The organism is Aureispira anguillae (assembly GCF_026000115.1).
Lineage (GTDB): Bacteria > Bacteroidota > Bacteroidia > Chitinophagales > Saprospiraceae > Aureispira > Aureispira anguillae.
Genome location: NZ_AP026867.1, coordinates 498,119 through 512,360 on the forward strand (window position 1 = coordinate 498,119; position 14,242 = coordinate 512,360).

Here is a 14,242-nt window from a genome sequence, read left to right on the forward strand (position 1 = left end):
TATTTTTTAGAGATAGCATAAATAGGTTCTTCTCTCAGGAGTTCCTATTGGGAAAACTATTGTTCTTTTTCAGCAGATGGATTAGGGCAAATTGGTACTTGGGTTTGTGGACATTTTACCGTAAATGCTTGTTGTTGATGTTGTGGGCAACAGGCTGCTTGCTGATGAGTTGCGGTATTGGCTCCTTGAGCTTGGGTAGCGTATTGTTGATAAACGGTTCCTCCAAAGTAGTGTTGAGCCAAGTTTTGTTCATAAGAAGAAATAGAGGTATTGTTATAAATGTATTTAGTGGCATTATTTAACCAAATAAGCGTGCCTCCAAGTGGGCTATTGGTTTTGGTTAATTTAACGGTATGTAATATATCCTCTTTGGCGATTTCTATGGTTTGGCGTAGAAGGGTATCTAAATAGACAGTAATGGTATCTTCCGATGGTCCTTTTCCTACAAAGCCAGAAAATAGGATCATATCTGTTGGAACTTTGTTTTCTTCTGTAAGAAGGTTTTTGACTAAATCATCTACGGGAAATTGATTTTTTGTTGCCATTGTGTTTTAATTTTAATTAAAGAATATAGGGGCGTAAAATGAAGGGGGCGTAGCTCTAAAGCGTGTTTTATTTATTCTTCAGTCGTTGTTTCTAATTGTTGAATGGCTTGAAGCAATGCTTTTCCATTGGGAGAGCCTAAACCAGTACAAGGATCCCATCCATAGGCTGCTATATACAAGCCATTGTTGCCTTGGGGAGCTTGTATAAAAGCATTGCTATTTTCTAGTTGGTATAGTAGGTTATTAATAAATCCTAATTGATAGCCTAAGGATTGGTTTAATCGGGCAATGAGAGCTGCCCAAAGTGGGGTTGATAGACTAGTGCCTCCCATTGGCATCCAGGCACCATTAAATACAATCTTATAAGCCGAAGCCATTGCTGCGTTAGCCGCTATGTCGGGGATTGCTCGACCATTGGTGGGATTGTACCCTACATATTGTGGATGACGACTTAGGTAAAGGTTGGAAGCCGTTTGCTGATAGGCTGGTATTGGTATTCTGCGGCTATAGCCTCCGCCTGTTCCAACCATGGTATTGGATACCTGTTCGTACCAAACCCTATTTTGAGTTAGCTGCCCATTTTGTATCTGAATGGTTGTTCCTCCACAGCCCAAAACAAATGGATTGTTTGTTGGTACATTGACATTGGGATATTGCAAGCCATTGTAAGCACCGTGATCGCCAGAAGCTGCAATTACTGTAATTCCTCGTAACGCTGCTTCATAAAAAGCACTATTTAGTTCTTGAAGCTCAGTTTCACTATAATTGAACTCAGAACCTGCCCAACTAATGGATAAAATAGTAGGGTTGTTTTTAGTGTCGCTAAGTGCTGTTTTTACTGCTTCGATAATGCTTTTACCATAGTAAATAACAAGTTTTGCCTTGGGAGCAAGAGCCCCTGCAATTTGGATGTCAGAAGTTACTTCTACATTTTCATTGGCGGGTACTTTTGAAGGAGCGCCAACGACTTCAATGGTTGGGACTTCCAAGCCGAGCCCCTGAAAAAATTGTGTCATATCTTGATGGGTAAAGGTGCCCCCTAGTTCGATAAGACCAATGGTTTGCCCTTTTCCATCTCCTTCTGGAAAGTTATAGGCTTGTATAAAATCTAGTGGAGAATAGCTTGTTGTTGCACTTATTGTTTTATCTATTTTAGAAGAGGTTGGGCGTTGTTCAAAGTGTTGTTTGATAAAACCACGGTGTGGTTTTTTGGTATCGGAATCAACTTCTGTTTCAGGAATAGCCTTAGTTGTATCAAATGTTAGGTCGCCCAAGTTATTGAGTACATTTAGTGTCTCAGAAGTTACAGAATCTCTTTTGTCCTCAATAGATTGGAAGAGGTTAGCAGTTGCGTGAAGCACTACTTCTCTTTTTAGAGGGTTAAATTCAGCTTTGATTTCTTTTTGAGCAGCAAATTTAAGTAAGTTATTTACTTCATCTTTGGGGATAGAAAAACGCTTTTGATATTCCGAAAAGCTAATGTAATTTCGATTTTTTGGGTGTTGGCTTAGTAGATCATTTAATTGTTTTTGCTCGTTTTCGGAATGGGATGCGGGAGGGGAATAAAATCGGACTTCAATGGTGCTGTTCAACATTGGATTTAATATTTTTTGAGTTAAGTGGGATGGTTCAATTAATTAATTTTATCCAATAGAATCAATCTCTATTTTTTGCAACACAAAGATGATGTTTTAATATGTTATTTTAGTAGGTATTTATACTTGTTTTTAATATGTAGGTATTTATACTTATTTGTTGTTGAGTTTGTTATGTATTTGTGTTTTGTTTATTTTTTAAAAGAAGAGAAGGTGTTGATCTAAAAAAAATACCCTCCAAGTACTATTTTATAAGTACTTGGAGGGTTTAAGAAAGATCTGCTCTTAATAATCTTTATCCATTACTCTGCTAGAGACCACGTAGATAATTAGCAGCGTATTACTTTATGTTGTATTCAAAATTTATAAACTAGTAGTCATTACAGCTTGCCATTCTCTGATGCTATCTAAAGGATACACTAACATAATAACATTAATAATTAAACTATCTCGAATGGTCAAAATTAGCCCAATTTCTACTAGAATGAACAGCATAACCGATTTGGCAAAGCCTAGATAATGGGCTACAATAAAACCTAAACCACAATAGAATAAATCGCCCATAGAGTTAACAATACTATCTCCTGTATAACCTAAAGCACCTGCATCTCTATAACGTTCAATAATAGTAGCTGAGTTTTCTGCAATTTCCCAGATGGCTTCCAATAGTACAGCAATATTAAATCGCCATATCCAAGAGATTTTGGACGCCAACGGATATAATATTCCAAAAAACAAAATGCCATGTAGTAAATGAGAAAAACTATATGGGTCTGTCCAATGCTGCGAGTTTTGGTCGCTCCAAGCATCACCTATCCAAAAATAAAAATTGCCATTAGCAGCCAACCAATTTCTACCCTGAAATTGTAAAATGAATGCCGTACCAATGATTAGGAAGAAAAGTGCACAGTAAGCGATGGGGGAATTTTTTTGTTGAGACATGAGAGTGTGGAGTTAAGGATGGGGCTGTCAAAGAATGAAAAAAATCAAATCATAGATTTGAAAAAGATATCTAGTAAATTATTACATTTTTGAATAAAAACGGCACTTAAGTTATATAAAATGAAATGTTTATAAAAAAAATAAGCATTACCTCGATAGAAGTAATGCTTATTCAGACCATGCGCAGTAGAAAATTAGCTCAACTGTAATAAGTCATTCATACCAAAAACGCCTTTTTTATCAATCAACCATTGAGCGGCAAGAATCGCCCCAGAAGCAAAACCTTCTCGCCCTTTTGCTGTATGTTTGATTTCTAATTCATCAATAGCAGAATGATATTGAATAACATGCGTGCCAGGAGTATTGCCAATACGTTTTGCCGTGATTGGAATACAATTATTAGCAATTTTTTTATTTTCTTCTTGTAGTTGATAACCTTGGAGGCTGTCAATTTTTTCAAGAATACCCTCCGCTAATGTGACCGCAGTTCCACTAGGAGCATCAAGTTTTTGGGTATGATGGATTTCTTCCATTTCGACTTGATATTCTTGGTGAGTACTCATAATTTGAGCCAAATGCTTATTTAGTTCAAAAAAGATATTTACCCCAATACTAAAGTTAGAAGCATAAAAGAAAGCACCATTATTGGTTTTGCACCAGTCGCTTACTTCTTGATATTGATCCAACCAAGCTGTTGTGCCCGATACAACAGGCAAGCCAGCTTTTAGGCAGGTCATAATATTAGAATAGGCCACTTCAGGTTGAGAAAATTCAATGGCAACATCTGCTTGCTTTAGGTTCTCAGCTGTAAATGTTTCTAAGTTGTCTGCATTAATTTTGAGTACAACTTCATGACCTTGTTCGTTTGCTAAGCGCTCAATGGTACGTCCCATTTTGCCATAGCCAATCATTGCTATTTTCATTAATTTATTAATTATTTATTAAGTAGGGAGGTGTTTACCTACATAGCCGATGACGATTTTATTTTCTAGAATAAGAAAGTGCATTCGCTGACTAGAAGGAAAATTTTTTATATGATAACCAAAGAAATAAGATTCTCCATTATATCGGAACAAACGATGGCGACTCAATTTATCATTATTTTTAACGCTATCACTTTCGTCGGAAATATTTAATTGTGTAAAATCTATGAGATCAGTGTAGTTTGGTGGAATATTTTTATCTAAGCAATCTATGATATAGTCATTCAATGAAGTAATGGAGTCCCATATCCGTTGATGGAAAACAGGAGAGAATTCACCTTTTATTAGCTTTTTTTTAACTGTTGTGACTAATTGAATATGTTCGAAAAGGGTTTCAAAATCATTTAAGAAAGTTTTGCTTTGTTGAAGATTTTGGATTTTTACCTGTTCGATTAATGAATAATGATGCTCCCAGTGAGCTACTGTTGTTACATTATTTACATTTTTTAAGGAGTGCTCTATTTCAGAGTCTCCATTTTTGAGTTCATGATGATCTATTAAGAAAGAAGGTGAATCCCATTTGGGATTGGAGTAAAAACTTAAGGCAAGTTGGTTTAATAGATAGCAAGCTCCTAACGAAGGAACAGAGATTTGTTGATAGAAGAAATCAGATAGTTGCGCTCGTTCTACTTCTATTTCTTCTATTGAAAGAATAGGACTTTGAGTAGATGCAATTAGTGCCTTAATTCTTCCTTTATATTCTTGATCTTGTTGTTCAATCCAAGTTCTTATATAAGTGTTACACCCAATAGGAATAGAATACCAACCAGAATCTAAACTATTGGTAATTCGAATAGTTTTGAAGTTTACTTTAGTGGCTTTTTTATAGATATCAAAGAAAAGTTTGAGAGCTTGATCTATATTTTCTTCTTGTTCAAATGGAAGAGAATGGTCATTCAAAATAAAATATTCCATGTGTAGGTATTTTATCAGTTAAGTGGGGCTGTCTAAGAGTTCATCTAATTTATTTTCCCATTCGTCAAAAAAACCTTTAGGCCACTCATCTAGTCGACCATTAGAATCTAAAAAGGGAGTAATAATATCAATAGAATGTTTTTCAAGAGATTCATCTTTTGAGAAATAGAATATGGAAACATTTTCTTTTGTCAATTGTTGTTTGTGCACAGCAACTCGAATACCATTTAGTATATGATCACTATGTGTTTCTATAAACAACTGGACACCAGATTGGGCTGCTAAACTAAGAAGTTTTCCTAGAGCACTTTGCCCTGCTGGGGCTAGATGAGATTCTGGATTTTCAATAAGTATAATATCATTAGGGCTTGATGCTAAAATGGCTGTAATTACAGGTAAAACATAGGTTAAACCAAAGCCTACATTTTGAGGTTTAAATTTATCTGTATATCCTTCTTTTGTTTTAAACTCATAAGCTAAAACAGCATAATCAATTTCCTCTATTATATTGGCACTTATTTTGATACCTTCACAAATTTCAGACATCCAGAGATTTACTTGACTAAGTAATTCGTCATTTACACTTTTAGGATACAATAGTGCTTTATTTTTTATTGGTTTAGTTTCATTTTGTGCTAAAAAATGTGTTGTGTATTCTCCTTTTATACCAATACTATTTAGTGTATTAATATAATAATCAGATACACGATGAGTTTGATCAGGGGCTACTCTTTCTGCTGCTAAATAAGTAAAGTTTTTATTAAATAAAGATTTAGTGCGTAATTGTTGAGTGCTCAGATTACTACCTTGATTTTTATGAGGTTTTCCTTTTTGCAAGTCAGAGTTGCTTATATAATTATATAGAACATTTAATTGATCTCCATTTTCCCAAGACAGTGCAAAATGAAAAAGGTCCTCTGTAGTTCCATAAGTTAGAATATCTTTACCTTTTCCAACATTAATATAATCCCCTGTTAGCCTAAGACCATTTTCTAATAATGTATTCTGTTCAAATGATTGTCTTAATAATAGAAGTACTTGAATTAAAGAAGATTTACCAACACTGTTTTTACCCGTAATTAAATTAAGATTGCTTAAGGGCAAGTCTACTTCATCAAGTATCTTATAATTCTTAATGTATATATTAGAAATCATTTTGTATGTTTTTGAATTATACTATTTATGGTTTCAAATCTTTTGGTAACACTCGTTTTATGTCCTGTGGAATATGTAATTGATCCATGGAAATCATTTTTTTCAAACAATGCTATATAGTCTTTTAAAAATGAGACCTTTTGTTGCTTTAAATGATCTTTTTGAGCGTGAGATAAATTTGAGAATAAGACAGTAATAACCTCAAATAAAGCTCGATTAATTGATTTATGTTTTTTATTTGTTTGTTTAGAGAGTTTAATAAAAGTATCTTCACCAAAAATATCTTTTGCAAGCTCTAGAGCTTCTAAAAGTTCTTTTTTTAACCTTTCTAATTGAACTTTAGGAGCCTTACCAAGTGTTTCCATTGCATTATTGAGGAATGTAATCATTGGAGCTCTATAGTTAGTATAAGGTTCTAGTTTTAAAGCAATGTATCTAAGCACTAACTCTCTATCTGACATTCGTTTATTAGAAACACGAACAACTTTTTTAAAAAGAGATTCTTGTGTAATCTGTTTTAAATATTCTGATGCTTGACCAGAATGAACACCTTGACTTAAGGCGTGTCTAATTTCTTGAGGTTTTAATGGAGTATTGCCAGTATTAATTCTATGAAAAAGACTATATTTTACATTAGGAGGAGTATCGCGTTTTATTAAGTATGCTGTAACTTGTGCTTCATCTATTCTACGTTGCAGTATTCTAGGCAAATCATCATATGATGATTTGTTGTATTCTTTTAGAAATTCTAATTCATCTAATTCTAGTGTTTTGTCTATGACAAAGGCTTTAATTGTAGATAGTCGTTGAACTCCATCTACTACCTTCCAAGAATTATCATCTGAAGCATCAAAATAAAAGGCTGGTAGAGGAAAACGAATAAGCAACGATTCGATTAATCTACTTTGTGTTTTTTTTGACCACAGACCTATAGATCGTTGAAATTCAGGTTTTAAGTCTATTTCTTCATACTGTAGACGTTTGATGAAAGCGTCCATAGTTGTTTGTTTTGCCTGAATGTCTATCTTAGTAGGATCAAAAGGAGTTGTTAAATCTGTCATTTCTTTAAACAAATCCTTTTCCTCATCTTTATCAAATCCTATTGTTTGTTTCTGTTTCAATTCCTAACAGTTTGAATAGAGAATAGTAATTTATAAACTAAAATAGGGAATATGATTCATATTCCCTATATAATATAGTTATTAATTGTTCTTTAAGCCTCATCCAAGAAAGGATAACGATAATCTGTTGGAGGTACAAATGTTTCTTTAATCGTGCGAGGAGAAACCCAACGCAATAAATTTAAGATAGAACCTGCTTTATCATTGGTTCCAGAAGCACGACCACCACCAAAAGGTTGTTGACCAACAACAGCGCCCGTAGGTTTGTCATTGATGTAGAAATTACCAGCAGTATGGCGCAATCTATGTGCTGCTTTTTCGATTACTTGACGATCAACAGCAAACAAAGCACCTGTTAGGGCATAAGGAGAAGAACCATCTAGGATGTCAATTGTTTCTTCAAATTTGTCATCTTCATAAACATAAATGGTCAGTACTGGTCCGAAGAGTTCCTCACACATAGTGGTATATTTAGGATCATCTACTCTAAGTACAGTAGGAGCAATAAAATAGCCTTCTGACTTGTCATAAGTACCACCTGCTACAACTTCAACTCCTTCATCTGCAACAGCACGATCAATATAAGCGCTGATTTTATCAAAAGCAGTTTCGCTAATAACAGCATTGATAAAGTTAGAAAAATCTTCAACAGATCCCATTTTCATGCTAGCCAAATCCTTTTGTAAGCTATCTTTGACAGCAGGCCACATACTTTGTGGGATATAAGCACGAGAAGCAGCAGAACATTTTTGTCCTTGATATTCAAAAGCACCACGAGATAGAGCTGTAGCTACTTCATTGGCATTGGCAGTTGGGTGTGCAATTACATAATCTTTTCCACCTGTTTCACCTACAATACGAGGATAAGCATTGTACTTGCTGATGTTATTACCAATGGTTCTCCATAAGTTTTGGAAAACACCAGTAGAACCCGTGAAATGTAAACCTGCAAACTCTTTGTGGTTGAAGATGACATCACCAGTAGCAGGACCATCTGCCAAAACTAGATTAATAACACCATCTGGCAAACCTGCATCTTTGAATAGATCCATGATAACTTTAGCAGAATAAATTTGTGTTTCTGCTGGTTTCCAAACGACTACATTCCCCATCATTGCAGGAGCAGCGCATAGGTTCGCACAAATAGACGTAAAGTTAAAAGGAGTGATGGCAAAAACAAAGCCTTCTAGTGGACGATGCTCTAAGCGGTTCCACATACCAGGATTTGAGTCTGGTTGTTCTGTGTACAATTGAGTCATGTATTGTACATTGTAACGGAAAAAGTCAATCAATTCGCAAGCCGCATCAATCTCTGCTTGAAATGCATTCTTAGATTGAGCCAACATGGTTGATGCATTTAATTTGGCACGATAAGGACCCGCCAACAATTCTGCTGCTTTTAAGAAAATAGCGGCACGATGTTCCCATGCTGTATTTTCCCATGCTTCTTTGGCAGCCAAAGCAGCGTCAATTGCAGCTTCTACATGAGTAGCGTTTCCTTTGCTATAATGTCCTAAGATATGTTTCTTTTCGTGAGGAGGGTGCATGGCAACCTTGTTGTCTGTATGCACTTCCTTTCCATTTATAATCATTGGCACATCGGTTTGAGTTGCCTTGTAGACAGCCAATTGTGCTTTTAATTCTGCTCTTTCTTTGCTTCCTGGAGCATAGCTTTTTACCGGTTCGTTATTAGGTGTCGGCACCTTAAAAAATGCATTAGCCATAGCGTTGTTGTTTTAATATTATAATATATACTATAGAAGAAGGTCAAAGGTAAGAAATGGAAGGAGAATTCAAAAATTCTTATTGGTTTTGAATTGCTAAAAGGGGGAATTGTTGCTTTGATTTGAAGTGTACAGGGGAGTATGGGTTGCAGAGTGGTAGCTAAGCCAGAAGATGGAGGTATAAATAGTTGAAAATGGCGTTACTACCATTTTCAACTGTTCAAAGCTACAATCTGAGGCTGTTTATTAATTTTTTTTAATAAAATTAATTGAGTACAGGACAAAACAATTTTTTTAAATGAAATAAGGGTTTAGTCGAGCTATTTTTAGATTTTAGACCCTACTAAGCTGTTATAGGGTCTAAAATCTAAAAACAAAGCGGTCTAGTATCTAAGATCAGAATATAGGTTTTAGTTTAAACGCTACTTTACAAGTGTTCTTTATCTGTTTAGCTATTAGCTCACTTCGTTCGTGAGGTCGCTACGCTTAGTTCGTTCCTCATGAGCGGGCTTTGCCTTTGTAGCTTTGGCTACAAGCTTACATCGTTCACTTCGTTCATACTTATAGTTCGCTTTGCTCGTGAGCACTTCATTTTATAGCTTGTCCTATACATAGAAAATTAAAATAATTATTCATTGATGGTTACTTTAATGAGCGTATTAGTGCCATCGTAAGTATTACGCATTAAAACAATTTCATCTTTAGAAACAGGATAAACGCTTATAATTCTAGAAATAATCTTCCCATCTTTCTTTTTGGGTCTAAGGACTACTCCTTTTTCAAAACCTCCATCTTTTAAGTCTATTTTGAATATTACATAAGCATGGCTACCTACACTATATTTATAGGGAATTTTATCCTCCTCAATGTTTAAATTAGCAGAATTATCGATTCCAAAAAAATAAGCTGTATTTTCATCTATCATCAAGTGTTCGGTATTGAGTACGTTTGAATTTACCGATCCATTCACTTCAAAATAGCCTCCACGTTTAGGAATTCTATTGGTCCATAATAGTTCGCCATTGGCATCTATTTTTGCAATAAATAAATCTTGGAAATCATAAATATCTGATGGTTCATTGTTGACAGTAAATTTTTTCCATTTATGATATAATTTTTCGCCAATGATAAGAACGCTGTTATCCTCAAGAATTCTTATTTCTTTTAGGCTAATAAGGTTTTCTTCATTTTCCTTGAGTTCTATGCCTTTTTTTTCATAACGATTAAGTAATGATTCGGGGAGCGTATGCCATTTTTGTATCACTTCCATAGTACGAGGATTGATCGTAAAAACGAAAACACCAGTACCTGTTTTGGGATCACTATAAAAGCCAGCAAGTCTTATAAGCCCATCATTACCTACATGAGGAGGATTAAATAATAGTTTGTTTTCGGTAGCATGTATTAATTTATTAAGATGATAAGGACTGGTTTGCTTATTTTTTATAAAAGGGGCATCAATCGTAATCTTTTTATTTTCTAGTTCTATTTTAATGATTTGTACAGAACTATTTTCTAGATTAAGTTTTAGTAATTCATAATGAAAATTAATAAAATAATCTTTGCCTTCTTTTCTATAGTCATCTACTTTTCCATCTTCACGTACCTGCGCCAATAGAAAAAGATTGTTATCCTTATCTACAAAAAAGTCACCATTGTCCATTTTTTGTTCCGTATGAGGCATTCTAATAATCCCTTGTTTCAATAATTCTAATTTGTTATTAAAAATATGAACATCAAAAGCTTCATTGTTTAGCGCATCATCCCTATGATCAGGTTTTTTGTGTATGGTAAGTATGATTTTGTTGGGATTACCATCGTGGTCATTTTCTACGAAAATTCTGCTCTTTATTGTAAACCCTTCTTTGATTGTAGCTAAAATTTTAGCCTCTCCAATGCATTTGCCAGAAGCAGGATCTATTTCTTGGGCCATTAGACCGTGAGGTTTTTTCTTTCTTTCTTTTTTACTGGGACCTTTTCTTCCTGTGAAAATATAAAATACTTTATCTTGTACATGTAAGAAAAAATAGGGAGTCATTGTCAATGCGCAGCCAACATCCTCCATACATTCTAAATCTATACGTGTTTTTTCGAGCCCACGAATATCTACACGGTGCAATCGTTTCATTATTGGAGCAATAACATTTTCTGATGCAGTGTGATAAGACGTAGTGTGGATAAACGCCCCAGTTTTGAAAGCTCTACTGTATTTAATTTCAGTTAATTGGGCATAGAAAATTGTTGGTATAAGTATACCAATCAAAAACATGAGTATTCTCATTAATAAAAAGGTTTAGTTGTATAAATAAAAAAATATTGACGGATGCTATTGCAATTTTAACGATCAATATTCATAGTGTTAAAAATTGGCTGCAAATGTACAATAATTCTATTATAATTTTAGGCAGTAAGAAAGCTATTTAATCGTGAATGTTGAGGAGGAATTAACGTATTTTTTGCTATCTGCAAATACTAGAGGTTTTAAGAGGGCGAAATACCAATTAAACAACAAAAAAGAAAAGCCAAACTCTTCAATATTTTTAGAGTTGGCTTAAATTACTTACAAGAGCTTTTGCTCTGTTTTATTACTGTTAAGGTAGTGGTACAAAAAAAATTACTTGGGATCTGACGGTAAGAGTAAGCAATCAATATGCTCAAAAACAAAGTTGCCATCAAAGGTTAGTATACAAGCTCGTCCTATACCAACAGAATCATAACTAAAGTTTGGGTTGCCATCTTGCAGCGTACATTGGATACCATCGTCCATAATATCAACGGTATATTTATCGCCTGTTTTTTCAACATCAATGACAAAAAAGCCGATTGCTTCGCCTACTTTTTGGCGACTATAATCTTGCAATTCTTTTTTTGTTTTAACAACAATAGCGGTATTGCCTACTTTCTTTTTGATGGCTTGATAGTTTGTTTTGTCGGTAGTTTCAATGATAAACTGAGTGGGAGTGATGCCGAAGTGACGATTCATCTCTTTTAGATATTGGTCAATAGCCGTATCTAATAATTGGGCATTAGGTTTAGCGACGGTTTGTCCCAAACTCATTGTTGCCATCAATAAAAGAAAAAGGATGGATGATGCTTTCATTTTTTATAATTTATTAGTTGATAATTTGTGGAGTAATGAGCAGAGTGATGATGGATTAAAGATAATTGTTTTTGCCTTGTGATAGGAAAATAAAGCTACTTAAGTACCAAAGTTTATTGGCATACGACCCTATATCTATATATAAGTTTTGTTCGGCGTTGAAAGTTAGTTGTTTATGTGAGTAATAGACCTGTGTTCCTCAGATTTTAACAGATGCTTTTTGTCTTAAAGTTTTTTTTTTGAGCAAATTGGCACGCTTTTGTAAACGTAAATGGTATAGGATTGATTCTAACCAACACTACTAATCTATTTATATGCAATAATTTTGACACACCTCAAAACTAAAAAATATGAAAAATCTAACATTAATCATCGCACTTATCATAGGAACTACAGTTGCACTTTCTGCACAACGAGGTGGAGGACTTAATAGTAATTCAAATTCAGGTTCTAATAATTCTTCTTTGAGAGGAAACTCCAATTTAAATACAAATCCAAATCTAGGAAGTACCCATAGAGGTGGAACATCTAGTTACGGTCGTGATGGCAGTAGCCGCCCAGGAAGTTATGGAACAGCTAGAAGAGGGCGTGGAAATGGACACCACCATAATCACCATAACAGTCATCATGGACATCATAATAATAACCACAATCATCATCATGGGCATCACAATAACCACCACCATGGGCATGGTCACCACAACCACGTAGTGACAGTTAATTATCATGGACACCATTACAATGGATATTGTAGCTATACCAATCACAATTATGGTTGGAGACCTGTTTGTGTAGCTGATTTTAATGCAGGTTGTTATTCGATCAGAAGTTGTGGATATGATAGAGATCGATTAAGAGCTGCTAAACGTTTTGTTCGCTATAACTATGTTAGTTCATATCAAATCGCAGATATTATGAGAATGTTTAGCTTTGAAAGTACTCGACTAGCGTTTGCAAAATATGCATTTCATAGAACTTGCGATGTTCAAAACTATGGAATTGTATTTGACTACTTAGATTTTAACTCTAGTCGTCGTGAATTGGATTGTTATATTCGTGATTATCGTTGGTAAAAAAAACAGTCCCCAAAAGAACAATGGTTTTAGGAGTATCTCAGGCTTCTAAAACCATTTTTTATTGCCAATTATTCCTAAGCACATCTTGTATTTTTCTAGTCTCAATGCTAGGCAAAAGGCAGTCTAAAAGACAAAAAAATCAGCAAACGTTATTTTTCTAGAAATAGTTCCATTAGATACTACTTTGGCACGCTTTTTCAATATAAGTAGTTAGATAGAACCACAAAACACACAATATTATGAAAGAAATTACGTTTACACTGACATTTTTTATTTTAACTACAGTAATGGCATCTGCACAGCGAGGAGGAGGGGATTATAATAATAGCTATGGTCACGCTAATAGCACTCCTCAATTTACTTCCATGGCAACTCTAAATAGAGGAAACAACGTTGATGGAAATTTAAGACCTAATTCTAATAGAGGCAACAATAGTCCCAATACGAATCACCATGCAGGGCATCATTACAATAATGATCATGGGCATCAGCATCATGGAACGGGAAACAACGCTCATTGTGGAGACCACACTACTGGTATAAATGGGCAGCACCATTATATACATGCTCCTGTTCAATCCGATTTGTTTCATCATTGGCTACACGAATTAAGTTATGAAAGAAATTCTGCTGTTCGCCTAGATGTTGCCTTAAGTTATGTCAATAACCACTGGTTAACTACGCACCAAATTCATGACATCTTAAATTTATTTAGCAATGAAAGTGTTATGCTAATGCTTGCAGAAGAGGCTTATCCCAATGCCTGTGACCCCTATAATTACCACGAATTATATAGCTGTTTCTCTAACAGTGCTTGTGTATTGCACTTGCAAAATTTTCTCATAGGACACTAAATACACTGTAACAAAATAACTTCCAAAAACAATTATACCACTTATTTTCTTGAACGTTAGAAGGCTTATATAAAACAAAAAATACTTTGTTTTATGGGGGAATTATGTCTTAATTCAATGCTTTCTATCCTCTAGTTTGTACCTTTGGTCAACGGATGTTTTAGATATAGAATTTAAAACAGTATGTTCGTTTGTGTTGGAATTCATTAAGAGTAGTAGAACCTAAAACCAA

General features: G+C 34.6%; 12 protein-coding genes. 2 read left to right on the forward strand and 10 right to left on the reverse strand.

Going from position 1 to position 14,242, the window contains the following annotated elements; translation table 11 throughout:
* Window positions 1-56: 56 nt before the first annotated feature.
* The 10 genes from AsAng_RS01790 to AsAng_RS01835 all read right to left on the reverse strand — a co-directional run bounded on the left by AsAng_RS01790 (window position 57) and on the right by AsAng_RS01835 (window position 12,080).
* The gene (locus AsAng_RS01790; RefSeq protein WP_264791058.1) at window positions 57-545 is read right to left on the reverse strand and encodes a hypothetical protein; all 489 of its coding nucleotides are present in this window, start codon (window positions 543-545) and stop codon (window positions 57-59) included.
* Window positions 546-616: 71 nt separating this feature from the next.
* Window positions 617-2,140, reverse strand: coding sequence for a S53 family peptidase (locus tag AsAng_RS01795; protein WP_264791059.1), 1,524 nt, complete (start codon window positions 2,138-2,140; stop codon window positions 617-619).
* A 363-nt stretch (window positions 2,141-2,503) separates the two neighbouring features.
* A complete protein-coding gene (locus AsAng_RS01800) occupies window positions 2,504-3,082 on the reverse strand; it encodes a DUF2585 family protein (protein ID WP_264791060.1) in 579 nt (192 codons plus the stop codon).
* 194 nt (window positions 3,083-3,276) lie between these two features.
* Window positions 3,277-4,005 (reverse strand): 4-hydroxy-tetrahydrodipicolinate reductase, encoded by a 729-nt coding sequence (dapB, locus tag AsAng_RS01805; RefSeq protein ID WP_264791061.1) that lies wholly within the window; start codon window positions 4,003-4,005, stop codon window positions 3,277-3,279.
* An 18-nt stretch (window positions 4,006-4,023) separates the two neighbouring features.
* Entirely contained in the window at window positions 4,024-4,980 is a 957-nt protein-coding gene (locus tag AsAng_RS01810; RefSeq protein ID WP_264791062.1) for a hypothetical protein, read from the reverse strand.
* A gap of 18 nt (window positions 4,981-4,998) precedes the next feature.
* A complete protein-coding gene (locus AsAng_RS01815) occupies window positions 4,999-6,135 on the reverse strand; it encodes an AAA family ATPase (protein WP_264791063.1) in 1,137 nt (378 codons plus the stop codon).
* A complete protein-coding gene (locus AsAng_RS01820) occupies window positions 6,132-7,256 on the reverse strand; it encodes a DUF262 domain-containing protein (RefSeq protein ID WP_264791064.1) in 1,125 nt (374 codons plus the stop codon). Before AsAng_RS01820 ends, AsAng_RS01815 begins: the two co-directional genes overlap by 4 nt.
* A 92-nt stretch (window positions 7,257-7,348) precedes the next feature.
* The gene (pruA, locus tag AsAng_RS01825; protein ID WP_264791065.1) at window positions 7,349-8,980 is read right to left on the reverse strand and encodes an L-glutamate gamma-semialdehyde dehydrogenase; all 1,632 of its coding nucleotides are present in this window, start codon (window positions 8,978-8,980) and stop codon (window positions 7,349-7,351) included.
* 628 nt (window positions 8,981-9,608) lie between these two features.
* A complete protein-coding gene (locus AsAng_RS01830; protein ID WP_264791066.1) occupies window positions 9,609-11,261 on the reverse strand; it encodes a hypothetical protein in 1,653 nt (550 codons plus the stop codon).
* A 333-nt stretch (window positions 11,262-11,594) separates the two neighbouring features.
* Window positions 11,595-12,080: a hypothetical protein gene (locus AsAng_RS01835; RefSeq protein ID WP_264791067.1), complete on the reverse strand. Its 486-nt coding sequence runs from the start codon at window positions 12,078-12,080 to the stop codon at window positions 11,595-11,597.
* A 350-nt stretch (window positions 12,081-12,430) separates the two neighbouring features.
* Between AsAng_RS01835 and AsAng_RS01840 the strand changes: the two genes are divergently transcribed.
* Both AsAng_RS01840 and AsAng_RS01845 read left to right on the forward strand, forming a co-directional pair.
* Complete coding sequence (locus AsAng_RS01840) at window positions 12,431-13,153, forward strand: DUF4476 domain-containing protein (protein ID WP_264791068.1); 723 nt, start codon at window positions 12,431-12,433, stop codon at window positions 13,151-13,153.
* 242 nt (window positions 13,154-13,395) lie between these two features.
* The gene (locus tag AsAng_RS01845; protein WP_264791069.1) at window positions 13,396-14,010 is read left to right on the forward strand and encodes a DUF4476 domain-containing protein; all 615 of its coding nucleotides are present in this window, start codon (window positions 13,396-13,398) and stop codon (window positions 14,008-14,010) included.
* The last annotated feature ends 232 nt before the right edge of the window (window positions 14,011-14,242 follow it).

What these genes read in the sequence shown, in the direction of transcription:
- AsAng_RS01840 (WP_264791068.1), top strand. Translation starts at nt 12,431, where the DNA reads ATGAAAAATCTAACATTAATCATCGCACTTATCATAGGAACTACAGTT.
- AsAng_RS01815 (WP_264791063.1), bottom strand. Translation starts at nt 6,135, where the DNA reads ATGATTTCTAATATATACATTAAGAATTATAAGATACTTGATGAAGTA.
- AsAng_RS01835 (WP_264791067.1), bottom strand. Translation starts at nt 12,080, where the DNA reads ATGAAAGCATCATCCATCCTTTTTCTTTTATTGATGGCAACAATGAGT.
- AsAng_RS01795 (WP_264791059.1), bottom strand. Translation starts at nt 2,140, where the DNA reads ATGTTGAACAGCACCATTGAAGTCCGATTTTATTCCCCTCCCGCATCC.
- AsAng_RS01830 (WP_264791066.1), bottom strand. Translation starts at nt 11,261, where the DNA reads ATGAGAATACTCATGTTTTTGATTGGTATACTTATACCAACAATTTTC.
- dapB (WP_264791061.1), bottom strand. Translation starts at nt 4,005, where the DNA reads ATGAAAATAGCAATGATTGGCTATGGCAAAATGGGACGTACCATTGAG.
- AsAng_RS01800 (WP_264791060.1), bottom strand. Translation starts at nt 3,082, where the DNA reads ATGTCTCAACAAAAAAATTCCCCCATCGCTTACTGTGCACTTTTCTTC.
- AsAng_RS01810 (WP_264791062.1), bottom strand. Translation starts at nt 4,980, where the DNA reads ATGGAATATTTTATTTTGAATGACCATTCTCTTCCATTTGAACAAGAA.
- AsAng_RS01790 (WP_264791058.1), bottom strand. Translation starts at nt 545, where the DNA reads ATGGCAACAAAAAATCAATTTCCCGTAGATGATTTAGTCAAAAACCTT.
- pruA (WP_264791065.1), bottom strand. Translation starts at nt 8,980, where the DNA reads ATGGCTAATGCATTTTTTAAGGTGCCGACACCTAATAACGAACCGGTA.
- AsAng_RS01845 (WP_264791069.1), top strand. Translation starts at nt 13,396, where the DNA reads ATGAAAGAAATTACGTTTACACTGACATTTTTTATTTTAACTACAGTA.